The following is a 26,053-nucleotide window of genomic DNA, read 5'->3' on the forward strand; positions in this document are numbered from 1 at the left end:
TCATGTCCGACGCAGAACGTCGTCGCTACTACGCACACTCCCTCGGAGCGCGTGGAGCAGCGCTCGCGGTCGCTCTGCCCGCCTCCCTGGCGGTCGGGTACGCCATCGTGCCCGACCATCGATGGACGACGGGACTCGTCGCCGCGGCGAGCGCGACGTACGGGCTGAACGCGTCCTGGTACTTCACGGCGCTCGGCTCACCCCGGAGCCTGTTCCGGTGCGAGACGCTGCCCCGCGCATCCAGCTCCCTCGCGGGGGCTGTCGGCGTCCTGCTGGGCGGCTCGCTGCTCCTCGTGCCTGCTTCGCTGCTCATCGGCTCCCTTCTGGCACTCGCTGCCACCTGGCGGGCGGTGGCGAGGACGGGTCCGGTGCCCGTCCCATCGCTGCGCCGGTCCCTCATCGGCGTCCGGGACGCCCTGCCGTCACTGGCGGTGACCGTGGCCGTCACCGTCTACTCATCCCTGCCGGTCGTGTTCGTGGCCGCGCTGGCCCCGGCCAGCCTGGCTCCCTACGCCCTGCTCGACCGCTTCAAGACGTTCGCCTTGACAGCGCTCGGACCTGTCGTCCAGGTCGCTCAAGGAGGCGTCATCTCCCCGGAGCGCGCCGAGACCCGACGCCGCACCGACCGCGCCTTCGTGGCCGCCCTCGGCATCGGCTGCCTGGTCGGCATGGTGTTCCCGGTCCTGGCACAGCTGGGATCCCGTGTGCTCTCCGAAGGTGACATCGACCCGAGCCTCGTGCTGAGCGTCCTCGTCGGTCTCGTCGTCGGGATCGGTGTCGTCTCCTCGGTGCTGGGCCTGGCGTGCCTGCCAGCGCTGGACGACGTACGTGCGGTGTCACTGAGCAGCGTGATCGGAGCCGTACTCTTCCTGACGCTCGCCGCCCCGCTCGCCGCGTGGCACCATGCGACCGGGGTCGCCCTGGCGGCGGTCCTCGCCGAGTCCTGCGTCCTGGCCCTGATGACGTGGTTCTACCTTCGCGACAGAACGAGGTGACGACGATTGAAGCAGCGAATCCTGCAGTACCTGCTCAACGAGTTCGTGGGTCATGTGCCATTCGCTGCTCTCCGGCATTGGATCTACCGAAGAGCGGGAACCACGCTCGACCTCCGGTCCAACGGAATGATCATGATGCACGTGGAGTTCAACGCACCCGCGCGGTTGGCCATCGGACGCAACAGCGTGATCGGCCGAAGGTGTCGCCTCGACGCGCGCGGCGGCATCCGCATCGGCGCCAACGTCAACATCGGCAGTGAGTGCGCGTTGCAGACGGCGAAGCACGACGCGGACTCGCCCTCGTTCGCCGACTCCTACGGGCCGATCGAGATCGGTGACCGCGCCTGGCTGGGCGAGCGCGTCCTCGTCCTGGCCGATGTCAGGATCGGCGAAGGAGCAGTCGTCGCCGCCGGCTCGGTGGTCGCCCGGGACGTTCCGCCCTTCACCATGGTGGCCGGCGTGCCGGCCCGGGTTGTTCGAGCACGCAACCCGGATCTCCACTACGAGCTCGACTACCGAGTCGACTTCATCTGACCGGCCCGATGGTCACGAAGTCGTCGACGCCGTCGGCTGCGACACCCGCCCGGACCGCGTCCGGAAGGAGATGGGGTCTGCCGGGCACGCGATCCACCACGGTCAGTTCGAGGTGCGGGTGGGCCGAGAGCACCGTCGCCCAGTCCCCACTGGTCATGCCGTTGCCGCGGACGTCAGCCTCGTGCTCGGCATCGAAGTTGGCATCAGCCGCCAGGAACCTGTACGGATCGTGATCGAAGTCGTGGTGATCGCGAAGATCGACGCGGTGCAGCTGCACCCCGGATTCCCGCGCCCTCGACGACAAGACCGCCAGCAGGGCGACGATCCTGCTGGGCGGAACATGCTCCAGCACGCTGAGTGACCACAACAGGTCGAATCGCGGAAGCGCTTCAGGAGTGCTCGTCACGTCGAGCGGAGCCAGATACTCGATGGGGACCACATCGGCCACCGCGTCGCGCCGCGCAGCTTCGACCAGGGTGACGAGGCGGCTGGGCCAGTCGACGTCCGGAGAAAGGTGCTCCAAGATCTCCCTCGCCCGGGCGAGATCCGCCTTCCGCACGCCGCGGGCCACCGCTCGGAAGTCGGCGATCTCGTTGTAGTCGACGGCGACGACGCGCTCGGCGCCGAGGAGCCACATCGCGATCCCGTCCATCGGGACGTAGCCCGCGCCGAAGTCGACAACGGTAGCCCCGGCCAGCTCATCGAGGTAGGAACGCCCGAGACACTCCGTCACCGACAAGAGGGTGTTGTCGAGACGCTTGCGTCCTTGAGCATCCTTGCGCGCCTTCATCGCGTCCAACACACCTCTGCTGTGGCCCGATGCGCCCAGGAACTCCTTGCCTTTCGCGCGGATCCGGGGCGGCAACCGACTGTAGAACTGATGCAGCATCGGTGTCTCGGGCTCGGACGGCACTCAGCTGAGAGCGGACCCCGCGGCGTACTCGCTCCAGGGGACGTTCCAGTCGCCCCAGCCGTTGCCGGGCTCCATCGGGCGGTCGGTGCCGACGTACTCGACGACGTCCCCGCGGCGGGTCATCGAGTAGAGCCAGCCGGCGTTGTCGGTGCTCAGCCCGGTGCAGCCGTGGGACACGTTGGCACGCCCCTGGGAGCCGACGGACCAGGGCGCGGCATGGATGAACTCGCCGGAGCTGGTCAGTCGCATCGCCCACTTGACGTTGTCGATGTCGTAGGCCTCGGCAGAGCCGCGGGAGATGCCGACGGTCTCGGAGTTCATCCGCTTCTGGTCGTACTTCTCCATGACCACCTTCACACCGGAGCGGGTGGTGAAGCCGGGCTTGCCGGTCGTGACCGGGATGGTGCGCAGCAGCTTGCCGTTCTCGAAGACCTTCATCTGGTGGGTCTTCGCGTTGACCTTGTAGATGTGGGCGGCACCGACCTCGAAGTCGACGGTGCGGCCCTCCTGGCCGTAGATGCCGCCGCCGGCGCTCACGCCGTTGACGGCGACGTCGACGCTGACCTTCGTGCCGGCCTGCCAGTAGGCCTCGGGGCGCCAGTGCGCCTCGGTGCTGCTGATCCAGTGCCAGGCGCCGGGCTGGGCGGGCGTCGAGGTGACGGTCATGTGCCGCTCGAACGCGGCCTGGTCGGTGACCGGGAGGTCGAACGTGACGACGACCGGCATGCCGACGCCCACCGTCTCGCCCTGCAGCGGAGCGATCGACGGGTAGGTCTGCTGGTCGAGGCTCAACGCCTGCGTGGTGAACGAGGAGACGCTCTCGACACGCTTGCCGTCGGCGTTCTCGGCGACCGCACGGACGCGATAGCGCACGCCGGGCTCGAGCCCGCCCGTGGAGCTCCAGCGCGTCCCGTCGGCGCGGATCTCCCCGTCGACGCGGCCGTCCTTCGACTTGAGCACGACCGAGGTGAGTGTGCCCTGCTCGGCCTTGACCTTGACCACCTTGTCGACCGCGACGCCGGTGGCGTCGTCGGCGACATTGGTCGTCACGACGGCCTCGGACGCGGCAGCCGCGGTGGTCTCGTCGTCGGCGGGACCGGCACCGGGGACCAGGCCCGACCCGTCGCAACCGGCCGCGACGAGCGCCACGGCCACCAGGGCCGCGGCAGCGCGCAGGGCGCGCGGACAGAGAGGTGTCGACGGGGAAGGCACCGAAAGAGCGTACCTGCCGGACCCGCCGAATCCCGGCTAGGAGAACGTCGGCGGTGTCACACCGCCGACGCGGCGGGGCAGCGCCCCAGGACCCGGCGGCCCGAGGCACCGCAGCGCGGCGCCCGCGCGAAGCGCGTCGGGCGACGCCCCCGAGCCCACCGCGGCCGCGTGCGCGGCAGCGCGACGTCCGACGCAAACCCCAGCGGCCGGCAGGGCAGTGACCGCGCATGCTCGACGCGTGGCAGCGTGGCGCACGGCCGCGAAGCGCGGAGCGTAGGCCGCCGGACGACCGGTCCCGAGACCGCCTCGACCGCGTGCGCGGCAGCGCGGCGCCCGCGCGAAGCGCGTCGAGTGCCGGCCGCGGGCCCGCCGCGGCCGGCAGCGCGGCGCACGGCCGCGAAGCGGCACGGCCGCTGCCCGCGGGCCCGGAGGGTCCGTGCGGCAGCGGCCGTATGCGACGCGCTCGGCCCCGACAATCAGTGGGCGTACTCGCCGCGGTAGTACTCGAAGATCCAGCCGGTCAGCGCGATGGCACCGAGGACGAGGCCGATGATGAACAGCCACCAGGCCAGCACCGCGAGCGCGAAGACCATCAGGCTCAGGGTGGCGGCGCACCACAGCGGCCACCAGGAGAACGGCGGGAAGAAGCCGAGCTCACCGGCGCCGTCGGCGATCTCGCCGTCCTTGAGGTCCTCCGGGCGGGCGTCCATCCGGTTGGCGTGGAACCCGATGTAGAGGGTGACCATCGCGCACAGCAGCGTGGTCATGACCAGCGCCGAGGTGCCGGTCCAGTCGGCACCCTGGTCGCTGGCGTCGGTGATGAACCAGTAGGCGGGGCTGACGAGGACCAGGAAGACCGTCGTCACGCCGAAGATCCATGCTTCGACCTTCATCAGGCGTCGACCTCCTTGGCACCGGAGCCCGCGGCGACCGGTTCGTCGTACATCTCGATGGCGGCGATCTCCGGGTGGTGGAGGTCGAACGCCGGCGACTCCGAGCGGATCCGCGGGATCGAGTGGAAGTTGTGGCGCGGCGGCGGGCAGCTCGTGGCCCACTCCAGCGACCGGCCCCAGCCCCACGGGTCGTCGGTGTTGACCAACGGACCCTTGCGGGAGACGTAGACGTTGTAGAAGAACGGCAGCATCGAGGAGGCGAGGATGAACGCGCCGATCGTCGAGATCTGGTTCAACGTGGTGAAGCCGTCCTTGGGCAGGTAGTCGGCGTAGCGACGGGCCATGCCCTCGATGCCCAGCCAGTGCTGGATGAGGAAGGTCGTGTGGAAGCCGATGAACAGCAGCCAGAAGTGGATCTTGCCGAGCCGCTCGTCCAGCATCCGCCCGGTGAACTTCGGCCACCAGAAGTAGAAGCCCGCGAACATCGCGAACACGACCGTGCCGAACACCGTGTAGTGGAAGTGCGCCACCACGAAGTAGGAGTCGGAGACGTGGAAGTCCAGCGGCGGGCTGGCCAGGATGATGCCCGTCAGGCCACCGAAGAGGAAGGTCGTGAGGAAGCCGATCGACCAGAGCATGGGTGTGTCCATGCGTACGGACCCGCCCCACATCGTGCCGATCCAGTTGAAGAACTTCACGCCGGTCGGGACCGCGATCAGGAACGTCATGCCCGAGAAGAACGGCAGGTTGACCTGCCCGGTGACGAACATGTGGTGGGCCCACACGGCGACCGAGAGGATCGCGATGCCGAGCGTCGCGCCGACCAGGCCGATGTAGCCGAAGATCGGCTTGCGGCTGAAGACCGGCAGGATCTCGGAGACGATGCCGAAGAACGGCAGCGCGATGATGTAGACCTCGGGATGCCCGAAGAACCAGAACAGGTGCTGCCACAGGATCGCACCACCGTGCGATGTGTCGAACACATGTGCCCCGAGCTGTCGATCGGCCTCGAGGGAGAGCAGCGCGCCGGCGAGGATCGGGAAGGCGATCAGGACCAGGATCGCGGTGATCAGCACGGTCCACACGAAGATCGGCATCCGGAACATGGTCATGCCGGGCGCACGCATGCAGATGATCGTGGTGATGAAGTTGACCGCGCCGAGGATGGTACCGAGACCGGCCATCCACAGACCCATGATCCACAGGTCGCCACCGGCGCCGGGGCTGTTGACGGAGTCGGACAGCGGCGTGTAGGCGAACCAGCCGAAGGAGGCCGCGCCGCCCGGGGTGAGGAAGCCGGCGCCGGCGATGAGGCCGCCGAACAGGTACAGCCAGTAGCTGAACATGTTGAGGCGCGGGAACGCCACGTCGGGCGCGCCGATCTGCAGCGGCATGATCGCGTTGCCGAAGCCGAAGAACAGCGGCGTCGCGAACAGCAGCAGCATGATCGTGCCGTGCATGGTGAAGAGCTGGTTGTAGAGCTCCTCGTTGACGATCTGGCTGCCCGGGTAGGCCAGCTCGGACCGGATGAGGAGCGCCATGATGCCGCCCGCCATGAACCAGGCCATGGCGGTGCCGAAGTACAGGTTGCCGATCAGCTTGTGATCGGTCGTCGTCATGATGCGGACGAGCTGCTGGCCCAGCGGCTTGCGCTGGCTCAGGTCCGCGGAACGCGCGAGAGTGGTCACTCGTGCTCTCCCTCGTCGTCGGTGATGAGCTCGGTGGAGTACTTGCCACCCACGACGGGCTCCTCCGAGATGTGCGCGGGGTCCTCGGCGAGGTCGGCCAGGTAGGCGTCGTACTCGGACTGGGTGACGACCTCGACGTTGAACAGCATCCGCGAGTGGTAGGCACCGCAGAGCTCGTAGCACTTGCCGGCGTAGGTGCCGGTCTCGGTCGGGGTCACCTGGTAGGAGTTCTCGTTGCCCGGCACGACGTCCATGCGCATCGCGAAGGCCGGGATGCCGAAGTTGTGGATGACGTCGGGGCTGTAGAGCTGGAACTCGACGGTCTTGTCGACCGGGATCACCAGCGTCGGGATGTCCTCACCGGTGCCGGAGACGAAGACATTGGTGCCCTCGTCGGTCTCGACCGAGTCGGGGTAGTTGAACGTCCACGACCACTTCTGGCCGACGACCTTCACCACGACGTCGGGGTTGACGTGCTCGAGCGCGATGTTCTGCACCCGCACGGTCTGCGCGAAGAACGCGATGACCATGATGACCGGGAAGATCGTGTAGAAGATCTCGATCGGCAGGTTGTAGCGGGTCTGCACCGGGACCTCGTCGTCGCTGCGACGACGGAACCACAGCGGCACACCGATGATGAGCGCCCAGGTGATCACGCCGATCACCAGCGCGGCGATCCACGCGCCCTGCCACAGCTGCAGGATGTGCTCGCCCTGCTCGGACTTGATCTCCGGCATGCCGAACCGCTCCCACTGGGTATCGGTCGAGCAGCCGGACAGCGCGAGCGCGAGTACGACGAATCCGGCGAGCGGGATCGCGCGACGGGTACGTCGCTGCGCGCCACGCGTGCGCTCGGGGTGCCACCAGCCCACGAACGAGCCTTCCTCTCGAGGGTCAGAACCACTGCGAACACTAGCGGAGGGCGCCCCCGACCGGGGCGCCGGGTGGGTCTTCCGGGGCGCGTGCGGCGGGCCGGGAGCGTACAAGCCGGGCTCAACTAGGGTGCAGACGTGAGCAGCACCCCCGAGGTCTACCTCGACTCGGCCTCGTCCACCCCGCTCCACCCGGCCGCGCGGGACACCCTGCTGGCCGCGCTCGACCGGGGGTACGGCGACCCGCGGCGCCTCCACGCCGCCGGCCGTGACGCGCGGCTGCTGCTCGACAACGCCCGCGCGGTGATCGCCGAGTGCCTCGACGCGCGCCCCGACGAGGTCGGCTTCACGCAGTCGGGCACCGACGCCGTGCACCGGGGCCTGCTGGGGCTCACCGCGGCGACGGGACGCGACGGCATCGTGCACGGGGCCGTCGAGCACTCCTCGGTGCTCCACGCCGTCGCCTGGCGGCCCTCCCCCGCCCATGCGGCCGTCGGGGTCGACCCGAGCGCCCGGGTGGACGTGGATGCGCTCGCCGAGGCGGCCGCGCGGCCCGGCGTGGGCGCGGTCGCCCTGCAGGCCGCCAACCAGGAGGTGGGGACGCTCCAGCCGGTGGACGAGGTCGACCTGCCCGCCGGCGTACCTCTTCTCGTGGACGCCGCGGCCGCGGTGGGTCACGTGCCCCTCCCGCGGCGCTGGGACGCGCTGACGGCCTCCGCGCACAAGTGGGGCGGCCCGGCCGGCGTCGGCGTCCTGGTCGTGCGCCGCGGCACCCGGTGGACCAACCCCTTCCCCGGCGACGACGGCCTCGAGCAGTGGGGCGGCTTCCCCGACGTCCCGGCCGCTCTGGCCGCGGCGGCGGCCCTGCAGGCCACCCTCGCCGAGCGCGAGGAGGTCGCCGCCCGCCAGTTCGCCCTGGTCGACCGGATCCGGGCCGCGGCCGGCGCGCTGCCGGACACCGAGGTCGTCGGCGATCCGGTCGCCCGGCTCCCCCATCTGGTGACCTTCTCCTGCCTCTACGTCGGTGGCGACGAGATCGTCTCCGCGCTCGCCCGCCGCGGCTACGGCGTCGCCAGCGGCTCCGCCTGCACCGCGTCCACCCTGGAGCCGAGCCACGTGCTGGCCGCGATGGGCGCCCTGACCCACGGCAACGTGCGGGTCTCGCTCGGCCGGGACACCACCGTCGAGCAGGTGGAGGGGTTCTGCGCCGCCCTCACCGAGGAGGTCGGTCGGATCCGGTCGGAGGCGGGGCTGTGACCGCCGAGATCGACTGCCGCGACCTGCCCTGCCCCCGCCCGATCATCGAGCTGGCCAAGGCGCTCCCCACGGTCGCCGTGGGCGACCTGCTCGCCGTGGTCGCGCGCGACCCGGCCGCGCGGCACGACATACCCGCGTGGTGCCGGATGCGCGGACAGGAGTACGTCGGCGAGGAGGTCGCCGACGACGGCGCGCCCCGCTACGTGGTGCGCCGCCTGAGCTGACCGGCAGCGGACGGGTCGGCTCGGCCGCGCCGGGGCGCCGGCGTCGCCGGGCTCAGACGCCGAGGTGCTTGCCGACCTCGTCGGCCGCGTGGTCGCCGTAGGAGTCGCGGATGCGGGCCACGAACTGCTCGTGGGTGAAGTCGTACTCCTGGGTGCCGACCGTCTCGACGACGTACGCCGCGAGCACGCAGCCGACCTGGGCGGCCCGCTCGAGGGAGGTGCCCCAGGAGAGCGCGGCGAGGAAGCCGCCGCGGAAGGCGTCGCCGACGCCGGTGGGCTCGACCGCCGCGACGTCCTTGGCCGCCGGGACCTCGAAGGACGTGCCGTCGCTGGAGGTGACCCGGACACCGTCCTTGCCGAGCGTGGTGACCTGCAGGCCGACCCGGGCCAGGACCTCCTCGCCGCTCCAGCCGGTCTTCTTCTCGATGACGTGCGACTCGTACTCGTTGGAGAACAGGATCGCGGCGCCGTCGATCAGGTCGCGGATCAGGTCGCCCTCCGCGAAGGCCAGCTGCTGGGAGCAGTCGGCGATGAACGCGTAGCCGCGCTGGCGGCACTCCTCGGTGTGCCGCTTCATGGCGTCGGGGTCGTCGGCGCCGATGAGGACGTACGCCGGCGCGCCGACCCGCTCGACGATCGGCAGCAGCTCGATCTGGCTGGCCTCGCTCATCGCGCCGGGGTAGAAGGACGCGAACTGGGCCATCGTCGTGTCGGTGGTGCACACGAAGCGAGCCGTGTGCTTGCTCTCCGAGATGTGCACGGAGTCGCAGTCGACGCCGTTGCGCTCCAGCCAGGAGCGGTAGTCGGCGAAGTCCTCGCCGGCCGCACCGACGAGCACGGGGCGGAGCCCGAGCCGGGCCAGGCCGAAGCACATGTTGGGCGCCACGCCGCCGCGCCGGATCTCCAGGTCGTTGACCAGGAAGGACACCGACAGCTTGTCCAGCTGGTCGACGACCAGGGAGTCGGCGAACTTGCCGCCGAAGGTCATCAGATGGTCGGTCGCGATCGAGCCGGCGATCAGGAGGGAGCCCGTGGGTGCAGTCACGATACGGAAGGTTAACCGAGCCGTCGTCGCCGCGACGTCGTTCCCTCTGGGACTACCCGAAAGTAACGCCTAGCGTCGAGAGCATGCCCTACGAGGAGATCGCCACGCCCGCCGAGCTGCACGCGGACTGCCAGGCCGTCAGCCGCCGGCTCCAGGAGGCCGCCGTGCGGGCGACCCGTCCGGCGCCGAGCATCCACTTCGACGAGCTGCCGCGGGAGACGCCGAAGCGCGAGATCGAGATCTCCGAGGCCGCCCAGCGCCTCGCCAACGCGCTGCACCTGCACCTGGACTAGAAGCGCCCGCAGGAATAGCGAAGCGCCGCCGGCTTGTCGCCGGCGGCGCTTTCGCTGTGCTCAGTCAACCGCTGGCCGACAGCGTGCCGCTCGATCAGCGACACGCTCGGCCAGACGAACTCAGTTGAACGAGTCGCCGCAGGCGCACGAGCCCGTGGCGTTGGGGTTGTCGATGGTGAAGCCCTGCTTCTCGATGGTGTCGACGAAGTCGATGACCGCGCCGTTGAGGTAGGGGACGCTCATCCGGTCCACCACGACGCCCACGCCGTCGAAGTCGGTCACGACGTCGCCGTCGAGGGTGCGCTCGTCGAAGAAGAGCTGGTAGCGCAGACCGGAGCAGCCGCCCGGCTGCACCGAGATCCGCAGGGAGAGGTCGTCGCGGCCCTCCTGCTCGAGCAGGCTCTTGACCTTCGTGGCCGCCACCGGGCTCAGGTTGATCTGGTCCTCACGGCGCTCGAAGTCCACCGGGGCGGCGACCGTCGTGGTCGCGCCGGGGGCCTCGTGGCTGTGGCCGCCTCCGCAGCAGCTGTCGCTCATGCTCACTCCAGGGTGTGTCAGGCTGGGTAGCCGAATGGTGTTCGACCATCCCAATGGTCGCACAGTCGTGGTTATTCCCCCCAGACGAGCACCGGCTTGACCACGGCGCCGGCCCTGGAGTCCGCCACGGCGTCCGCGATCTTCTCGAACGGGTACGTCGTCACGAGGTGGTCGACGTCGAACCGGCCGGCCGCGCGCAGCGCGATCAGCTCCGGGATGGTCACCAGCGGATCGGCCTCCCCCTCGATCGAGGAGCGCACGACCTTGCCGGACTGCAGCAGGTCGATCGCGTCGATGGTGTACTCCGGCGCACCCAGGCCGAGGGCGACCAGCATGCCCCGCGGGCGCAGCGAGCGCTGGGCCTGGAGCACGACCGCCGCGATGGCCGTCGTGTCGATCGCGTACGCCGCCCCGCCGCCGGTCAGCTCCCGGACCCGCTCCTCGACCGGCGCGGCGCCCTCCTCGCCCGGGTCGACGGCCGTGGCGCCGTATCCCGCGGCGATCTCGCGCCGCGCGGCGACCGGGTCGACGGCGACGACGGTGTCCACGCCCGCTCCGCGGGCGGCGGCGACCGCGGCGAGGCCGACCGCCCCGGCGCCGTACACGACGATGCTGTCGTCCGGCTCGGGCCGCAGCACGTTGAGCACCGTCCCGGCGCCGGTCTGGAAGCCGCACGCGAAGGGGGCCAGTCGGGTCAGGTCGAGCGACCGGTCGACGACGACGCAGTTGTCGGCGTAGGCGAGGGCGTGCCGGGCGAAGCTGGACTGGCCGAAGAAGCTCCCGAAGACCGTCTGGCTCTCCCCGTCCTCGCGGCGACGCGCGAGCGTGGTCGAGCCGTCGGCGCGCATGCCCATGTAGTTGAGCAGGAGCGACTGCTCGCAGTAGCCGACGTCGCCCGCCCGGCAGGGGCCGCAGGCGCGGCAGGAGCGGAAGCTCATCACGACGTGGTCGCCGACCTCGATGCCGCTGACCGCCGCGCCCACCTTCTCGACGACGCCGGTCCCCTCGTGGCCCACGACGGTCGGCAGCATCTCCGGCGGCAGCATCGCGGGGACGGTCAGGTCGGTGTGGCACAGGCCGGTCGCGACGACCCGGACCAGGACCTCGTCGTCACGGGGCTCGTCGAGCTCGAGCTCTGCCGGGACGAAGTCGCCGCCCGGCTCCTCGACGACGAAGGCGGTCGTCCTCATCCGGGGTCCCCGACGAGTTGTGCGCTGGAGGAGCGCAGCGGGGGAAGCGCAGAACTCGGTGGGGTGGTCATGCCTCACGCTCCAGCCAGAAGTAGTAGAGGTCGTCGATGCCGAAGGTCCCGGCCAGCTTGCCGTTCATGATGCCCATGACCGTCTCCCCGTCGACCTTCTTGAAGTGGTCGAGGACGGGCATCTTGTCGTAGACCATCGTGGCGGTGACCTCGCCGCGGAAGCCGACCGGCCACAGGGATGCCTCGCCGCCGCCACCGGCGTCGACATTGGAGTAGAGCTCGCCGGCGTCGTCGCGGCAGACCAGCGGCACCGCCGCGAGCGGGCTGTCGAACCGCTTGCCGTGCCACCGCACCTGCTTCAGCACCGTGCTGGCGACGTGGCCGGTGGCGAAGTCGCCCCCGCGCCACGCGCCGAGCATCTCGTCGACCCGGACGGTCGCGAGGTCGGCCCAGAGGGCGTCGAGGTCGGCGGGAGCCGCATGCTCGGCCGCCCGGAGGTCGTCGAAGCGCGTCCTGATGTCCGTCACGCGAGCAATCTAGAACACGTTCCACTTGTTGGCGAGGGGTGACGCTCCGCGGATCAGCGCGACCAGGTCCGGGCCACCCGCGCGGCCAGGTCGGACAGCGCGCCGGCCGGGTCCGCGAAAGCGCGCTCCTCGCCGACCGCCTCGACGAGGGAGTACGCCGCATCCATGCCGAGAGCCCGCATCTCCCGCGCCCCGACGAGCACCTGGCCCGCGAGCGCCACGCACGGCCGGAGTGCCTCGGCGGCGACGGCCGCCACCCCGGCGGGCACCTTGCCGGCCCGGCTGCTGAAGTCGAAGGCTCCCTCGCCGGTGACGACCAGATCGGCCGAGCGCGCCTGACGCGCCAGCCCGACGGCGTCGGCGACCAGGCCGATGCCCGAGACCCGGGTGCCGCCGAGCAGCATCAGGGCGAAGCCCAGACCGCCAGCGGCGCCGGCGCCGGGCTCGAGCGCCAGTCGCCGGTCCGTCGCGGCCGCGAAGCTCTCCAGGTAGCCGTCGAGCAGCACCTGGGTCTCCTCGTCGATGCCCTTCTGGGCGCCGAACGTCTTGCTCGCGCCGAACAGGCCGGTGAGCGGGCTGTCGACGTCGGTCGCGGCGACGATCTCGACGCCGTCGACCAGGCCCCGGGCGATGCTCAGGTCGACCCGGGTCACGCCGTCGAGGAAGATGCCGCCGACGTCGAGCGCGACGTCCGCGTCGGCGCCGAGCGCGGCCAGCAGGCCGGCGCCCCCGTCGTTGGTGCCCGACCCACCGAGGCCGACCACCACCCGCGTCGCGCCCGCGTCGACCGCCTCGAGGAGCAGCCGGCCGACGCCGACCGTCGTGCCGAACTCGCCGAGGCGCCCACCCGTGAGGTGGGCCCCGCAGACCTGGGCGCTCTCGACGTACACGGTCTCGCCGACCTTGAGGATCGTGGCCGGGACCTCCTGGCCCTGCGGCGCCTCCCCCACGACCGCGAGCAGCTGCCCGCCGAGGCTGGCGTGCAGCACGTCGACGAACCCCGGCCCGCCGTCCGACATCGGCGCCAGCACGACCTCGTCGTCAGGGGCGTGCCGTCGCCAGCCGACCGCGATCGCCTCGGCGGCCTCGACCGCCGTGAGCGTGCCCGCGAACTTGTCGGGGGCCACCAGAATCCGCATGCGTCCCATCATGGTGGAGACCTAGGGTCTCCTGCGTGCCCGACGTCCGGATCCGACCGATGACCGATGCCGACGTCTCCACCGCGGAGGAGATCAGCGACGACGCCTTCTTCGCCCTCGACACCGCCCATCGGCTCCCGTCGGCCCCGGCGCCGCGACGGCGCTCCCCCGAGCACCGGGCCGCCTGGTGCGCGCGCACCCGGGGCTTCCTCGCCTCGGACCCGGACGGCTGCTGGGTCGCCGAGAAGGGCGACGAGGTGGTCGGCTTCGCCACCAGCTTCCGTCGTGAACGGGTGTGGTGCCTGGCGACGTTCGCGGTGCGGCCCGGTCTGCAGGGGGCCGGGATCGGCGCCCAGGTCCTCGACCCCGCCCGCGCGTACGGTGCCGACCTCCCCCGCGGCATGCTCGCCGCCTCCGTCGACCCGCGCGCCCTGCGCCGCTATCACCGCGCCGGATTCCGCCTGCACCCCCAGCTCACGCTGCACGGCGCGGTCGAGCGCTCGACACTGCCGCGGGTGGGCGACGTGCGCGAGGGCGGCGCCGACGATCTCGCCTGGATGGACGACCTCGACCGCGCCCGGCGCGGCGGCCCGCACGGCCCCGACCACGAGCGCCTGCTCGCCGCCGGGCGGCTGGTCGTGACGACCGACCGCTCCGGCTACGCGTACACGAACGGCGCGACGCTGGCGCTGCTCGCCGCCGAGGACGACGACGCCGCCCGCCGCCTGCTGTGGGAGTGCCTCGCCGGGGCCGGGGAGCGCTACGAGATCCCCCATGTGACGTCGGAGAACTACTGGGCGGTCGAGGTCGCGCTGGCGGCGCGGATGGACCTGCGCGCCCAGGGCTATCTCGGCCTGCGCGGCATGACGCCGCCGACGCCGTACGTCCACCACGGGGCGCTGCTGTGAGCCGCGTCCCGCGCAGCCGCACCGATCGGAGGCGCCGGGGCACCCCAAACTAGGATGTGGCCATGACCACCGTGGACCTTCCGCTGCTGCCTCTGGGCCGCGGCACGGACCGGCTCTCCGAGCGCGGCGTCGAGTGCCCCGGCGACCTGCCGGCACCCTCCGACCCGGACCTGGTGGCGCGCGCCCGCGCCGCCAAGGAGAAGCTGGGCGAGCGGCTGTTCGTCCTCGGGCACCACTACCAGCGCGACGAGGTCATCCAGTTCGCCGACGTCACCGGCGACTCGTTCAAGCTGGCTCGGGACGCGGCGGCGCGCCCCGACGCCGAGTACATCGTCTTCTGCGGCGTGCACTTCATGGCCGAGTCCGCGGACATCCTCACCGGGCCCCAGCAGAAGGTCATCCTGCCCGACCTCGCCGCCGGCTGCTCGATGGCCGACATGGCGCGGATCGCGCAGGTCGAGAGGGCCTGGGAGGCGCTGGCCGCCGCCGGCGTCCAGGACACCGTGGTCCCCGTGACCTACATGAACTCCAGCGCCGCCATCAAGGCCTTCTGCGGGCGCAACGGCGGCGTCGTGTGCACCTCGTCCAACGCCGAGGTCGCGCTCGACTGGGCGTTCGCGCAGAAGGGGCCGGACACCAAGGTGCTCTTCCTGCCCGACCAGCACCTCGGTCGCAACACCGCCGTGCTCCAGCTCGGCTACTCCCTCGACGAGTGCGTCGTGTGGAACCCCCACAAGCCCAACGGCGGACTGACGCCCGAGGAGCTGGCCGGGGCGCGGATGATCCTGTGGAAGGGCCACTGCTCGGTCCACGGCCGGTTCTCCGCCGACGTCATCGACGAGCTGCGCGCCAAGGTCGAGGACCTCAACGTCCTCGTCCACCCCGAGTGCCAGCACGAGGTGGTGCTCAAGGCCGACCTCGTCGGCTCGACCGAGTTCATCATCAAGACCATCGAGGCGGCGCCCGCCGGGTCGAGCTGGGCGATCGGCACCGAGCTCAACCTCGTGCAGCGCCTGGCGAACGCCCACCCGGACAAGAACATCATGTTCTTGGACCGCAACGTCTGCTACTGCTCCACGATGAACCGGATCGACCTGCCGCACTTCGTGTGGGCGCTGGAGAACCTCGTCGAGGGAGTCGTCGTCAACCAGATCGAGGTGGACCCGCAGACCGAGGCCGAGGCGCTCGTCGCCCTGCAGCGGATGCTCGACCTCCCCGGCAAGTCCCACCGCGACTGACCCCACCCGGCCACGAAAGGTCCCAGCGTGTTCAAGCGCACCAAGTCCCCCGCCGCCGAGGAGCAGGCGGCCCCCGAGGCGAAGCCCGGCGGCAAGGGCCGCCCGACGCCCACCCGCAAGGAGGCCGAGGCGGCCGCGAAGGCGCGCGCCAGGGGCCCGCGGGACCGCAAGGAGGCCGCGCGCCGCCAGCGCGAGCACCGCGCCGAGGAGAGCCGCAAGATCCGCCAGGGCATGAAGAGCGGCGACGAGCGGTACTTCCTGCCCCGCGACAAGGGTCGGGTCCGCCGGTTCATCCGCGACTACGTCGACCGGCGCTTCTCGATCGTCGAGATGGTCATCCCGCTGATGATCATCGGCCTGATGCTCGGCTACACCGGCAGCTCCGCGCTGGTGCAGGCCAGCAGCATGGTCCTGCTCGCCACGGTGCTGTTCGTCGTGACCGACATGGTGCTGCTCCGGTTCCGGCTGCGGCGCGAGCTGACCCGCCGGTTCCCCGACGAGTCGCTCAAGGGGACGACCTACTACGCGCTGACCCGCTCGATGCAGATGAAGTTCATGCGGCTGCCCAAGGCGCGCGTGAAGATCGGCCAGCCACTGCCCGAGGACTACGACAAGTAGGTTCCTCGGCGTGAAGGTCATCGCCGCGCTGCACGGTCCCGCCCACCACGCCCTGCTCGCCCCCGGGTTCCGCGACCGGGTCGCGGCGACCGGAGCCGCCCGGCTCCAGGTCAACCTGGACGACGAGGCCGTGGCGCCCGCGATGCGGTTCGGCCCCGGCGTACCGATCACGGCCGTGGTGTCGGTGTGGACCGACGGCGATCCGGAGCCGGTCCTCGACCTGGTACGACGCCACGACCCGGACGCGCACGCGTGGTCGGTCGACGAGCGCGAGCCGCTGGTCCCGCCGGCCGTGCCGGACGGCGAGCGCGCCGACGCCCTGGCCAACCTCGCCTTCCTGCGCCGGCCGGAGGCGATGCCCCACGCCGCATGGCTGGCCGACTGGCTGGAGCGGCACACCCAGGTGGCGATCGACACCCAGGGCACCTTCGGCTACGTCCAGAACCCGGTCGTCGCGCGACTCACGCCCGGCGGTGGCGACGTCGCGGGGATCGTCGAGGAGCTGTTCCCGATGGCCGCGCTGACCGACCAGCACGCCTTCTACGGCAGCGCCGGTGACGCGGAGGAGCTCCACCGGCGGCTGACGACGTTGATGGACAGCTGCGCGCGCTTCGGCGCGGCCGACGGTCTGGACCTGGTGCCGACCAGCCGCTACGTGTTCACCCTTTGACCGGGCGCCACGCCGGGACGGGTCCGCTACCCGAGGATCTCGGAGCGACGCGGCGAGCGGGTCAGCGCCGGGTCGGTCGTCACGACACCCTCGAGAGCCTGGTCGATGGCGGCCAGCGTGTCCTCGTCGAGACGCACGCCGGCGGCCTTCACGTTCTCGGTGACCTGGTCGGGCCGACTGGCGCCGATGATCGCGGCGGAGACGTTGTCGTTCTGCAGGACCCAGGCGACGGCGAGCTGGGCGAGCGAGAGTCCCGCGGCCTCCGCGACGGGGACCAGCAGCTGGACCCGCTCGAGCACGTCGTCGCGCAGCCAGCGGCTGATGTCGTTGGCTCCGCCCTTCTCGTCCGTCGCGCGGGAGCCGGGCGGCGGCGCCTGCCCGGGGAGGTACTTGCCGGTGAGCACGCCCTGGGCGATCGGCGACCAGACGATCTGGCCGATGCCGAGCTCCTTCGAGGTCGGCACCACCTCGGCCTCGATCACCCGCCAGAGCATGGAGTACTGCGGCTGGTTGGAGACCAGCGGCACCCGCAGCTCCCGGGCGAGCTCCGCGGCCGCCCGGATCTCCTCGGCCCGCCACTCCGAGACGCCGATGTAGAGCGCCTTGCCCGACCGGACGACGTCGGCGAACGCCACCATCGTCTCCTCCAACGGCGTCTCGTGGTCGAAGCGATGCGCCTGGTAGAGGTCGACGTAGTCGGTGCCGAGCCGACGCAGCGAGCCGTCGATCGACTCCATGATGTGCTTGCGGGACAGGCCATGGTCGTTATGCCGGCCCGGTCCGGTGGGCCAGAAGACCTTCGTGAAGATCTCCAGCCCCTCCCGTCGCTCCCCCGCGAGAGCCTTCCCGAGCACCGTCTCGGCGGCGGTGTTGGCGTAGACGTCGGCGGTATCGAAGGTCGTGATCCCCTCCTCCAGCGCGCGGCGCACGCAGGCCAGCGCACCGTCCTCCTCCACCTGCGAGCCGTGCGTGATCCAGTTGCCGTAGGCGATGGCCGAGATGCGGAGGCCACTCGCCCCGAGGTTGCGAATCTCCATGGGGCCGACCCTAGTGCGCCACGCCACACCTGCGCCCTGCCAGACTGGCGGGCATGGTCGCTGCTGACGTCTCCGTTCGGGTCGCCTGGCCGGCCGACTCCGCCGGGATCGCCGCGGTCCAGCTGCGCGCCTGGCGGGAGCGGTACGACGGGCTGGCCGTCCTCGCCGAGCGCGGGCTCGACGTGGACACGTTGGCGAGCGCCTGGCAGCAGTCGCTCGCCCGGCCGCCGGAGGCGCGCCACCGGGCCCTGGTGGCCCTGGCCCACGACCGCGTCGTCGGCTTCGCCGTCACCGGTCCCAACCCGGACCCGGACGCCGAGGGCGGTGCGGACGGCGAGATGGCGGAGTTCACGATCGATCCGTCCGAGACCCGCGCCGGGCACGGCTCCCGCCTGCTCCAGGCCTGCGTCGACACGCTGGTCGCCGACGGGTTCACCCGCGCCGTGTGCTGGCTCGACGCCACCGACGACGTCTTCCGCGCCTTCCTCGCCGACGCCGGCTGGGCGCCCGACGGCGCGAGCCGCGAGCTCGCCGACGAGGCCGGCTCCGGCTCGGTCAAGCAGGTCCGGCTGCACACCGCGCTCACCTGACGACCGATGAGCGTCGAGCAGGAGGCCCGGCGGGCCGTCGTACGCGACAGCCTGGGGGTGGCGGTCGCGACCGGCACCTACGGCCTCAGCTTCGGCGCCGTGGGCGTGGCATCGGGGCTGGACGTGGCGCAGACCTGCGCCCTGTCGCTGATCATGTTCACCGGCGCCTCGCAGTTCGCGCTCGTGGGCGTGCTGGGCTCGGGCGGCACCCCACTCGCCGGGGCGCTCACCGCCCTGCTGCTGGGCACCCGCAACACCCTCTACGGGCTGCGGATGGCGCCGCTGCTCGGCTACCGGGGCTGGCGGCGGCTCGCGGCCGCGCAGGTCCTGATCGACGAGTCGACGGCGATGAGCGTGACCCGCCCCGACCGGTCCCTGGCCCGCACCGGCTTCCTCACCACCGGGCTGACCATCTTCGTGCTGTGGAACCTCACCACGCTCGTCGGGGCGGTGGCGGGCGAGCAGCTGGGCGACCCTCGGGACCTCGGGCTGGACGCCGCCGTGGGTGCCGCCTTCCTCGCGCTGCTCTGGCCGCGGCTGAGCACGCCGGTCCTGCGGGTGACGGCGGTGCTGGCCGCGCTGGTCGCCGCGGGAGCGGTCACGATCACCCCGGCCGGCGTACCGGTGCTCGTGGCGGCGGGCGTCGCCGTCCTGGTCGCGGTGCTGGCTCCCCGTCGCCCAGGCGCGCCGGAGGAGGCGTCATGATCTGGTGGGCCGTCCTCGGCGCCGGCCTCGGTTGCTACCTGCTCAAGCTCGCCGGCCTCTCCGTGCCCGCCCGGGTGCTCGGCAACCCGCTCGTCGCCCGGGTCGCCGACCTGATCCCGGTCGCGCTGCTCGCGGCGCTGGTGACCGTCCAGGTGCTGGCGGCACCCGAGGGTCGCGCACTCGTGCTCGACGCGCGCGTGCTCGCCCTCGGCGTGGCCGTCCTGCTCCTGCTGGCCCGGGCGCCGTTCCTGGTCGTGGTCTTCGGATCAGCGGCAGCCGCCGCCCTCGTCCGGATGCTGTAGCCGCCGCCCGGCAGCCAGGGACCCGCACAGCGCCCGGCAAGCAGCCCGGGACCCGCACGCCGCCCGGCCGGCAGCGCGGTGCTCCGGCCGGCAGCGTGGCGCCCGCGCGCAGCGCATCCAGTGGCGCCGGCGGTCCGAGCGAAGCGAGGACCGTGCGGTGTCGCTCGATAGGCGACACGCTCGGCCCATCAAAACAGCAGGTGCTCGAGACCCACCGTGAGGCCGGGGAAGTCGCCGATCCGGCGCACACCGGTGAGCACGCCGGGTGTGAAGGAGACCCGGTCCAGGGAGTCGTGCCGGATGGTGAGAGTCTCCCCCAGCCCGCCGAGGATGACCTCCTGGTGCGCGACCAGGCCGCGGACCCGGACGCTGTGCACGCGGACCCCGTCGACGTCGGCGCCCCGCGCGCCCTCGAGCCCGGTGCTGGTGGCATCCGGGATCGGCGGGCTGCCGGCCTCGCGCCGGGCGGCGGCGATCAGCTCGGCCGTGCGCCCGGCCGTGCCGCTGGGCGCGTCGGCCTTCGTCGGGTGGTGCAGCTCGACGACCTCGACCGACTCGAAGAAGGGCGCGGCGGCGCCGGCGAACCGCATCATCAAGATCGCGCCGATGGAGAAGTTGGGGGCGATGAGGACGCCGGTGCCGGGGCTGTCGGCGAGCCAGCCGCGCAGCGTCTCCAGGCGGGCGTCGTCGAAGCCGGTGGTGCCGACGACGGCGTGGATCCCGTGCTCGATGCAGTGGCGCAGGTTGTCCATGACGACGTCGGGATGGGTGAAGTCGACCACCACGCGGGTGTCGCTGTCGGCCAGCGAGGAGATCGGGTCGCCCTGGTCGACGCCGACGGTGAAGTCCAGGTCGTCGGCCGCCTGGACGGCCTTGACGACCTCGGCCCCGACCTTCCCCCGCGCTCCGAGAACGCCCACCCGGAGGCGCCCTCCCGCTGCTTGATCCGCGACACGTGAACTCACGGCACCAAGGTAGTGCGTCGGCACGCGTCGCGTTCTGGCAGGCTGACCCCCATGGTGAACAAGATCCCGGCCCGGATCCGATGGGCGGTGGACTTCATGGACGTCCAGCCCAACGACCATGTGCTGGAGATCGGTTGTGGCAACGGTGCCGCCGCCGACCTGATCTGCCGCCGGCTCGAGGGCAAGGGCAAGATGTTCGCCATCGACCGCTCCGAGGCCGGGGTTGACCGCACCAAGGCCCGGTGCGCCGAGCACATCGCCGCCGGCAAGCTCACCGTGCGCCAGATCGACCTGGCGACGCTGCGGGTCCCGGTCAAGCGCCTCACGAAGGTGTTCGCCTTCGACGTCAACCTGTTCTGGGTGCGCGACGCCCACGAGGAGATCGCCCTCCTCCACGAGCGCCTGATGCCCGGCGGCTCGGTGAATCTGTTCTTCGACGCGACCCGACCCGAGCAGGTGCCCGACATCCTCGCCAAGGCCTCCGCGCAACTGCGCGACAGTGGGTTCCGCGTCTACATCGTGGACTCGAAGATGCCTCCCGTGATCGGCATCATCGGGCGTCGCTGAGCGCTGCCCGAAGGTCTCGCGAGCGCGGGTCGGCCCGGTCACGATTGGCCGTGACCGGGTCGTCTGTTGTTAACCTGCTGGGGCAGCATGCCCGATTCGGGCTGGCCTGTCTCTCGGAGAGTCTCGAACTCGACGTGACTGCGTGGCTCCCCCTCCGCGCCGTCACGTCGGGCCCGCGCCCTCCGGGGAACCCGCCGGAAACGGACATGCGTCCTGACCGGCGAGACCCTGGAGAGACGTGACCCAGACTTCCAGCACGACCCCGAGCAAGCATCCATCGCGAGCCTCCGACCTCGCCGACGCGCTGAGCACGCCGGCCGCGGACGTCGTCCCCCATCCGGCGCTCGACCAGGCGGTCGAGGCGGAGTCGCCCGGCCGGCGCGGCCTCGACCCCGTGGTGTTCGGCACGGCCGCGGCCGTGAGCATCGCCTTCGTGGTGTGGGGGCTGGCGAGCACGACCTCGCTCGGCACGGCGTCGGGCAAGGCGCTCGACTGGGTGATGACCAACACCGGCTGGCTGTTCGTGCTGACCTCGAGCGGCTTCGTGGTGTTCGTGATCTGGCTGGCGATGAGCAAGTACGGCACCATCCCGCTGGGCCGCGACGACGAGGAGCCGGAGTTCCGGACCACGTCGTGGATCGCGATGATGTTCAGCGCGGGCATGGGCATCGGCCTCATGTTCTACGGCGTCAGCGAGCCGCTGTCGCACTTCGTCAGCCCGCCGCCGGGCACCGGCGGCGATCCGGACGCCGCGGCGCAGACCGCGATGGCGACCACGATGTTCCACTGGACGCTGCACCCCTGGGCGATCTACGCCGTCGTCGGCCTCGCCATCGCGTACGGCGTCTACCGCAAGGGCCGGGTCCAGCTGATCTCCGCGGCGTTCGCGCCGCTGCTCGGGAAGCGCGCCTCCGGTGGCGCCGGCAAGGTGATCGACATGTTCGCGATCTTCGCGACCCTGTTCGGCTCCGCCACGTCGCTCGGCCTCGGCGCACTGCAGATCAGCAGCGGCCTGGAGATCGTCGGCGACATCGGCCCGCTCGGCAACGGCGCCCTCGTCGTGATCATCACCGTGCTGACCGTGGCCTTCGTCCTCTCGGCGGTGTCCGGCGTCGCCAAGGGCATCCAGTGGCTCTCGAACATCAACATGGTGCTCGCCGTCGTCCTCGCCCTCTTCCTGTTCGTGGTCGGCCCGACCGTGTTCATCCTCAACCTGGTGCCGACCTCGGTCGGCAGCTACGTCCAGGACCTCGCGATGATGGCGGCCCGCACCGGCGCCGAGGGCGCCGACACCGAGGCCTGGCTGAGCGGCTGGACCGTCTTCTACTGGGCCTGGTGGCTCTCGTGGACGCCGTTCGTCGGCATGTTCATCGCGCGCATCTCGCGCGGGCGCACCATCCGCCAGTTCGTCACCGGCGTGCTGCTCGTGCCGAGCGTCGTGAGCGTGATCTGGTTCTGCATCCTGGGCGGCACCGCGATCGACCTGCAGGGCGACGGCACCGACATCGCCGATGCCGGCGGCCTGGAGGCCCAGCTCTTCGGCACGCTCGACGCCCTGCCCCTCGCGACCATCGCCAGCGTGCTGGTCATGCTGCTCGTCGCCATCTTCTTCGTCTCCGGCGCGGACGCGGCGTCGATCGTGATGGGCAGCCTCTCCGAGCGCGGCACGACCGAGCCGCGGCGCGCGGTCGTCATCTTCTGGGGCGTCGCGACGGGCGCCGTGGCGGCGGTGATGCTGCTCGCGGGCGGCGAGGACGCGCTGACCGGCCTGCAGACCATCACCATCGTGGCGGCGCTGCCGTTCGTGCTCATCATGATCGGGCTCGCCTCAGCCCTGGTGCGCGAGCTGCGGCACGACCCGATGGTCGTCCGCCGCAGGTACGGCGAGGAGGCGGTCGAGCAGGCCGTCATCACCGGCGTCACCGAGCACGGCGACGACTTCGTGCTCTCCATCGAGCCGGTCGACCCCGAGCCGGAGCCCGAGGCGGAGGCGGAGAACGTGCGGGAGCCCGGGACCGCGCCGGGGCGTGCACCGGAGCCCGAGCCCGCGCCCTGAGGTCTGCGGTTCAACTACCGAATTCGTCGGCAGATCGCCCTGCTCACGACAGATTCGGTAGTTGAACCGTACCCTCAGGCCGGCCCGACGAGAGCGAGCAGCTCGGGTCGGCCGAAGACCTCGGCGGCCACCGCACGGACCTCGTCGAGGGTGACCGCCTCGATCCGGGCGATCACCTCGTCGATGCCGAGCACCTCGCCGTTGACAAGCTCGTTCTTGCCCAGGCGCATCATCCGCGAGCCCGAGTCCTCCAGCCCCAGGATCATGCCGCCGACGAGCTGACCCTTGCCGCGGCCCAGCTCCTCGTCGGTGATCCCCTCCTCCGCGATCAGGCGGAGCTGGTCGCGGACCACGGCCAGCACGTCGTCGGTGCGGTCGGGGAGGCAGCCCACCGCGACGCCGACGAGACCGGAGTCCGCGTAGTGGCTGGCGAAGGAGTAGACGGAGTAGGCGAGCCCGCGCAGCTCGCGGACCTCCTGGAACAGCCGGCTCGACGTGCCGCCGCCGAGCGCGGTGTTGAGCACCCCGAGCGCGTAGCGTCGGTCGTCGTCGCGGGTGAGGCCCTCGCGCCCGATGACCAGGTTGACCTGCTCGAACGGCCGGTCCACCCGGCCCGTCGAGGAGCCGACCGCGAGACGGCGCCGCGCGGTCGCCGTACGCGCGGGCAGCGGCGCCGCCTGCGCGTCCAGCCAGCCGTGCCGGCCGAACGCCTTCTTCACCGCTCGGACGACGGCGCCGTGGTCGAGCGCACCGGCGACCGAGATCACCGTGTTGGCCGGCACGTAGTGGCGGCGGTAGAACCGCTTGATCTGGGCCCGTGTCATCGCCTCGATCGAGCCGGTCGTGCCGGCGATCGGGCGCCCGAGCGCCGAGTCCGCACCCCAGGCCAGCTCGGCCAGCAGGTTCTGGACGACGTCGTCGGGATCGTCGTCGTGCATCGCGATCTCGTCGAGGATGACGTCACGCTCGGCGTCGACGTCGTGACTCGCGATGACCGAGCCGGTGATCATGTCGCCGAGCACGTCGACGGCCAACGGCAGGTCGTCGGAGAGCACCCGCGCGTGGAAGCAGGTGTACTCCTTCGCGGTGAACGCGTTGAACTCACCGCCCACGGCGTCGAGCTCCACCGAGATGTCGAGGGCGGAGCGCTCGGCGGTGCCCTTGAACAGCAGGTGCTCGAGGAAGTGCGACGCGCCGTGGGTCGTGGCCCTCTCGTCCCGCGAACCGACGCCGACCCACACCCCGATGGAGGCGGAACGCGCCCCGGCCATCTGCTCGGTGACGATCCGCAGCCCGGAGGGCAGCTGGGTACGGCGGACGCGGGAGACGACGAGACCGTCGGCCTCGGTGACCGTGTGCACGGTCTTGGTGATGGCGCCGGAGGACGCGCGAGCCTGCATGGCCCTGACGGTACCCAAGCGTTTGACCCGGAGCGGTATCGGGAACCCGTCTCAGGGGCAGCCAGCGGGTCCGTCCGAAGGCGAGAGGAGTCACGGTCCATGGCCGAGTCGGTCAAGATGCAGTTCCAGGTCCTCTATCGAGCGGGGACCGAGGACTTCCCCGCCCAGGCGGCAGACCTCGCCGCGGCGCTCGAAGGGATCGGCGAGGTCCACCAGCGGTGGTACGAGCCGACGATCCGGGCCGGGTCGCCTCCCGCACTCACCCAGGCCCTCGAGATCAACCGGACGGTGTACGGCCTGCTCCGCCGGGCCGTGCTGTCCTTCCAGGACGCCGCGGCAGCGGTCGTCCTGATCACCAAGGACTTCCAGGCCAGCGACGCCGCGGCGCGCGAGGCCATGGAGACCCTGGGCCTCAAGGCGTCCGACATCGAGACCCCGCCGATGGCTACACCTCCGACGTTCGACCAGGCGACGTCGTGACCCGGCCGGACGGCGGCGGTGGCGGCGGGATCTCGTTCGACTACAGCGACCAGCGCTTCGAGACCGTCACCAGCGAGATCGAGGATCTGCTCGCGGATCTGATGGGCATCGAGGCCGCCGCCGAGATGTTCCGCACCTACCTCGCGAACCTCAAGCTGCACCACGAGGGCGAGCAGGTGGCGCCCACCGTCCGGCCGATGACGCTGCCGGCCGCCGAGCCCTTCACCGTCTACCCCGTGCTGCCCGAGCCGCCCTTCGACACGTCGGGCGACCAGCACTCCTACCAGGCCTGGATCAACGAGGCCTACGAGCTCGGCCGGATCGGAGCGGCGGGTACGGGTGCCTGGCTGCGCTCGATCATGGACAACTTCTACCTGGTCGACGCCGAGGCACTGATCGACGGAGCCGACCAGCAGGCCGCCCTGGTGATCCAGCACGGCACCACGCTCACCGCCAACCTCGGCGAGGTCAACGCGGCGCTCGCCGACGAATGGGACTGGGACGGCGACTCGATGGACGCCTTCTTCACCTGGGTCGCGGTCGCCGACGCCGCCCCGGCGGTGATGCTGTTGTTCGCCTACGCGGCACAGTCGACCGTCGCCAAGGCAGGAGCCGCGATCGGCGCCACGCAGGAGGCGATGCTGCAGCAGGCGGAATCCGCCCGCGATGTGCTCGAGACGACCCTCAAGGCCTGGCACGACGACGCCGACGCCTTCCCCTTCCCGCCCGGCTCGGGCTGGAAGTTCAAGGACATCGGCAAGGCGGTCGGGGGCCTGATCCAGAGCAAGGTGGACGCCCTCTCCGACACGCTGCCGGACCTGGGCCCGCTCGGCAACCTCGGCAAGGACTGGGCCCTCAACAAGGCCAAGGACACGCTGATCTCCAAGATCCCCGCGGTCAAGCCGGCCACGACGACCTACAAGATCCTGACCGCACTCGAAGCGAACGAGAAGGACGTCGAGTCGCAGCCGACCGCACAGGCCATCCTCGACAAGGTCGAGCAGGCGTTCCGCGCCATCGCGACGGAGGGCGACGCGGCGGTCACCACCGCAGGCGAGGGCATCACCGCCCTCGCCGCGACCCTCGACGGCGCGGACGAGCTCGTCATGCCCCGTCCCGACCCGACCCCCACGGGCCACTACGAGCGCGACTGAGCGCCGGAGCCGCTCGCCGGCCCCAACGAGACG

At 71.3% G+C, this 26,053-nt stretch carries 29 protein-coding genes; 16 read left to right on the top strand and 13 right to left on the bottom strand.

Annotated elements, in window-relative coordinates:
• Positions 1-2 precede the first annotated feature (2 nt).
• Together ACPZVR_RS04435 and ACPZVR_RS04440 are read left to right on the top strand one after the other, a co-directional pair.
• Entirely contained in the window at positions 3-995 is a 993-nt protein-coding gene (locus ACPZVR_RS04435) for a hypothetical protein (RefSeq protein ID WP_436698365.1), read from the top strand.
• Between the two features lie 6 nt (positions 996-1,001).
• Positions 1,002-1,529, top strand: a complete 528-nt coding sequence (locus ACPZVR_RS04440) for an acyltransferase (RefSeq protein WP_436698366.1) — start codon at positions 1,002-1,004, stop codon at positions 1,527-1,529.
• Here ACPZVR_RS04440 and ACPZVR_RS04445 read toward each other — a convergent pair.
• From ACPZVR_RS04445 to ctaC, 5 genes are all read right to left on the bottom strand, one after another.
• Positions 1,522-2,418, bottom strand: coding sequence for a class I SAM-dependent methyltransferase (locus ACPZVR_RS04445; RefSeq protein ID WP_436698367.1), 897 nt, complete (start codon positions 2,416-2,418; stop codon positions 1,522-1,524). The two genes, ACPZVR_RS04440 and ACPZVR_RS04445, sit on opposite strands and share 8 nt — an antisense overlap.
• A gap of 24 nt (positions 2,419-2,442) precedes the next feature.
• A complete protein-coding gene (locus tag ACPZVR_RS04450; RefSeq protein WP_436698368.1) occupies positions 2,443-3,654 on the bottom strand; it encodes a L,D-transpeptidase in 1,212 nt (403 codons plus the stop codon).
• Positions 3,655-4,130: 476 nt separating this feature from the next.
• Complete coding sequence (locus tag ACPZVR_RS04455; RefSeq protein ID WP_436698369.1) at positions 4,131-4,547, bottom strand: cytochrome c oxidase subunit 4; 417 nt, start codon at positions 4,545-4,547, stop codon at positions 4,131-4,133.
• Positions 4,547-6,235 (bottom strand): aa3-type cytochrome oxidase subunit I, encoded by a 1,689-nt coding sequence (ctaD, locus tag ACPZVR_RS04460; RefSeq protein ID WP_436698370.1) that lies wholly within the window; start codon positions 6,233-6,235, stop codon positions 4,547-4,549. The genes ACPZVR_RS04455 and ctaD overlap by 1 nt, the downstream gene beginning before the upstream one ends.
• Positions 6,232-7,107 carry an aa3-type cytochrome oxidase subunit II gene (gene ctaC / locus ACPZVR_RS04465; protein WP_436698371.1) on the bottom strand — a complete coding sequence of 292 codons (876 nt, stop codon included), beginning with the start codon at positions 7,105-7,107 and terminating at the stop codon, positions 6,232-6,234. The genes ctaD and ctaC overlap by 4 nt, the downstream gene beginning before the upstream one ends.
• A gap of 138 nt (positions 7,108-7,245) precedes the next feature.
• Between ctaC and ACPZVR_RS04470 the strand changes: the two genes are divergently transcribed.
• On the top strand, positions 7,246-8,364 hold the full coding sequence (locus ACPZVR_RS04470) for a cysteine desulfurase family protein (protein WP_436698372.1): 1,119 nt from the start codon (positions 7,246-7,248) through the stop codon (positions 8,362-8,364).
• On the top strand, positions 8,361-8,588 hold the full coding sequence (locus ACPZVR_RS04475) for a sulfurtransferase TusA family protein (RefSeq protein ID WP_436698373.1): 228 nt from the start codon (positions 8,361-8,363) through the stop codon (positions 8,586-8,588). Before ACPZVR_RS04470 ends, ACPZVR_RS04475 begins: the two co-directional genes overlap by 4 nt.
• Before the next feature lie 52 nt (positions 8,589-8,640).
• Here ACPZVR_RS04475 and ACPZVR_RS04480 read toward each other — a convergent pair whose 3' ends face one another.
• Entirely contained in the window at positions 8,641-9,576 is a 936-nt protein-coding gene (locus ACPZVR_RS04480) for a carbohydrate kinase family protein (RefSeq protein ID WP_436698733.1), read from the bottom strand.
• Positions 9,577-9,716: 140 nt separating this feature from the next.
• Between ACPZVR_RS04480 and ACPZVR_RS04485 the strand changes: the two genes are divergently transcribed.
• The gene (locus ACPZVR_RS04485) at positions 9,717-9,926 is read left to right on the top strand and encodes a hypothetical protein (RefSeq protein ID WP_436698374.1); all 210 of its coding nucleotides are present in this window, start codon (positions 9,717-9,719) and stop codon (positions 9,924-9,926) included.
• Positions 9,927-10,046: 120 nt separating this feature from the next.
• Here ACPZVR_RS04485 and erpA read toward each other — a convergent pair whose 3' ends face one another.
• The 4 genes from erpA to ACPZVR_RS04505 form a co-directional block, all read right to left on the bottom strand.
• Positions 10,047-10,463 carry an iron-sulfur cluster insertion protein ErpA gene (gene erpA / locus ACPZVR_RS04490; RefSeq protein ID WP_238408528.1) on the bottom strand — a complete coding sequence of 139 codons (417 nt, stop codon included), beginning with the start codon at positions 10,461-10,463 and terminating at the stop codon, positions 10,047-10,049.
• A 71-nt stretch (positions 10,464-10,534) separates the two neighbouring features.
• Entirely contained in the window at positions 10,535-11,653 is a 1,119-nt protein-coding gene (locus ACPZVR_RS04495) for an NAD(P)-dependent alcohol dehydrogenase (RefSeq protein ID WP_436698375.1), read from the bottom strand.
• A 67-nt stretch (positions 11,654-11,720) separates the two neighbouring features.
• Complete coding sequence (locus ACPZVR_RS04500; protein ID WP_436698376.1) at positions 11,721-12,191, bottom strand: DUF4334 domain-containing protein; 471 nt, start codon at positions 12,189-12,191, stop codon at positions 11,721-11,723.
• A gap of 53 nt (positions 12,192-12,244) precedes the next feature.
• Entirely contained in the window at positions 12,245-13,330 is a 1,086-nt protein-coding gene (locus ACPZVR_RS04505) for a glycerate kinase family protein (protein WP_436698377.1), read from the bottom strand.
• 35 nt (positions 13,331-13,365) lie between these two features.
• Between ACPZVR_RS04505 and ACPZVR_RS04510 the strand changes: the two genes are divergently transcribed.
• The 4 genes from ACPZVR_RS04510 (at position 13,366) to ACPZVR_RS04525 (ending at position 16,764) form a co-directional block, all read left to right on the top strand.
• On the top strand, positions 13,366-14,238 hold the full coding sequence (locus ACPZVR_RS04510) for a GNAT family N-acetyltransferase (RefSeq protein ID WP_436698378.1): 873 nt from the start codon (positions 13,366-13,368) through the stop codon (positions 14,236-14,238).
• A 62-nt stretch (positions 14,239-14,300) separates the two neighbouring features.
• Positions 14,301-15,476 (top strand): quinolinate synthase NadA, encoded by a 1,176-nt coding sequence (gene nadA, locus ACPZVR_RS04515; RefSeq protein ID WP_436698379.1) that lies wholly within the window; start codon positions 14,301-14,303, stop codon positions 15,474-15,476.
• Between the two features lie 27 nt (positions 15,477-15,503).
• A complete protein-coding gene (locus tag ACPZVR_RS04520) occupies positions 15,504-16,094 on the top strand; it encodes a DUF3043 domain-containing protein (RefSeq protein WP_436698380.1) in 591 nt (196 codons plus the stop codon).
• Between the two features lie 10 nt (positions 16,095-16,104).
• Positions 16,105-16,764 (top strand): hypothetical protein, encoded by a 660-nt coding sequence (locus ACPZVR_RS04525; protein WP_436698381.1) that lies wholly within the window; start codon positions 16,105-16,107, stop codon positions 16,762-16,764.
• A gap of 26 nt (positions 16,765-16,790) precedes the next feature.
• On the opposite strand, the gene ACPZVR_RS04530 is transcribed toward ACPZVR_RS04525, so the two are convergent.
• A complete protein-coding gene (locus ACPZVR_RS04530) occupies positions 16,791-17,801 on the bottom strand; it encodes an aldo/keto reductase family protein (protein ID WP_436698382.1) in 1,011 nt (336 codons plus the stop codon).
• A 53-nt stretch (positions 17,802-17,854) separates the two neighbouring features.
• Between ACPZVR_RS04530 and ACPZVR_RS04535 the strand changes: the two genes are divergently transcribed.
• Genes ACPZVR_RS04535 through ACPZVR_RS04545 form a run of 3 tightly spaced genes read left to right on the top strand, consistent with a single transcriptional unit; the run spans position 17,855 to position 19,398 of the window.
• Entirely contained in the window at positions 17,855-18,391 is a 537-nt protein-coding gene (locus ACPZVR_RS04535) for a GNAT family N-acetyltransferase (protein ID WP_436698383.1), read from the top strand.
• Between the two features lie 6 nt (positions 18,392-18,397).
• Positions 18,398-19,096, top strand: coding sequence for an AzlC family ABC transporter permease (locus tag ACPZVR_RS04540; RefSeq protein ID WP_436698384.1), 699 nt, complete (start codon positions 18,398-18,400; stop codon positions 19,094-19,096).
• Positions 19,093-19,398 (top strand): AzlD domain-containing protein, encoded by a 306-nt coding sequence (locus ACPZVR_RS04545; protein WP_436698385.1) that lies wholly within the window; start codon positions 19,093-19,095, stop codon positions 19,396-19,398. Before ACPZVR_RS04540 ends, ACPZVR_RS04545 begins: the two co-directional genes overlap by 4 nt.
• Positions 19,399-19,586: 188 nt before the next feature.
• On the opposite strand, the gene dapB is transcribed toward ACPZVR_RS04545, so the two are convergent.
• On the bottom strand, positions 19,587-20,363 hold the full coding sequence (dapB, locus tag ACPZVR_RS04550) for a 4-hydroxy-tetrahydrodipicolinate reductase (protein WP_436698386.1): 777 nt from the start codon (positions 20,361-20,363) through the stop codon (positions 19,587-19,589).
• 51 nt (positions 20,364-20,414) lie between these two features.
• Here dapB and ACPZVR_RS04555 point away from each other — a divergent pair, with 51 nt between their 5' ends.
• Together ACPZVR_RS04555 and ACPZVR_RS04560 are read left to right on the top strand one after the other, a co-directional pair.
• Positions 20,415-20,930 (top strand): class I SAM-dependent methyltransferase, encoded by a 516-nt coding sequence (locus ACPZVR_RS04555; protein ID WP_436698387.1) that lies wholly within the window; start codon positions 20,415-20,417, stop codon positions 20,928-20,930.
• Positions 20,931-21,168: 238 nt separating this feature from the next.
• A complete protein-coding gene (locus ACPZVR_RS04560) occupies positions 21,169-22,986 on the top strand; it encodes a BCCT family transporter (protein ID WP_436698388.1) in 1,818 nt (605 codons plus the stop codon).
• A 74-nt stretch (positions 22,987-23,060) separates the two neighbouring features.
• On the opposite strand, the gene ACPZVR_RS04565 is transcribed toward ACPZVR_RS04560, so the two are convergent.
• A complete protein-coding gene (locus tag ACPZVR_RS04565; RefSeq protein WP_436698389.1) occupies positions 23,061-24,386 on the bottom strand; it encodes a M16 family metallopeptidase in 1,326 nt (441 codons plus the stop codon).
• Between the two features lie 99 nt (positions 24,387-24,485).
• On the opposite strand from ACPZVR_RS04565, the gene ACPZVR_RS04570 reads away from it, so the two are divergent.
• Together ACPZVR_RS04570 and ACPZVR_RS04575 are read left to right on the top strand one after the other, a co-directional pair.
• The gene (locus ACPZVR_RS04570; RefSeq protein ID WP_436698390.1) at positions 24,486-24,866 is read left to right on the top strand and encodes a hypothetical protein; all 381 of its coding nucleotides are present in this window, start codon (positions 24,486-24,488) and stop codon (positions 24,864-24,866) included.
• Complete coding sequence (locus ACPZVR_RS04575; protein ID WP_436698391.1) at positions 24,863-26,020, top strand: hypothetical protein; 1,158 nt, start codon at positions 24,863-24,865, stop codon at positions 26,018-26,020. The genes ACPZVR_RS04570 and ACPZVR_RS04575 overlap by 4 nt, the downstream gene beginning before the upstream one ends.
• The last annotated feature ends 33 nt before the right edge of the window (positions 26,021-26,053 follow it).

This window comes from Nocardioides segetis (assembly GCF_051390595.1).
Classification (GTDB): Bacteria; Actinomycetota; Actinomycetes; order Propionibacteriales; family Nocardioidaceae; genus Nocardioides.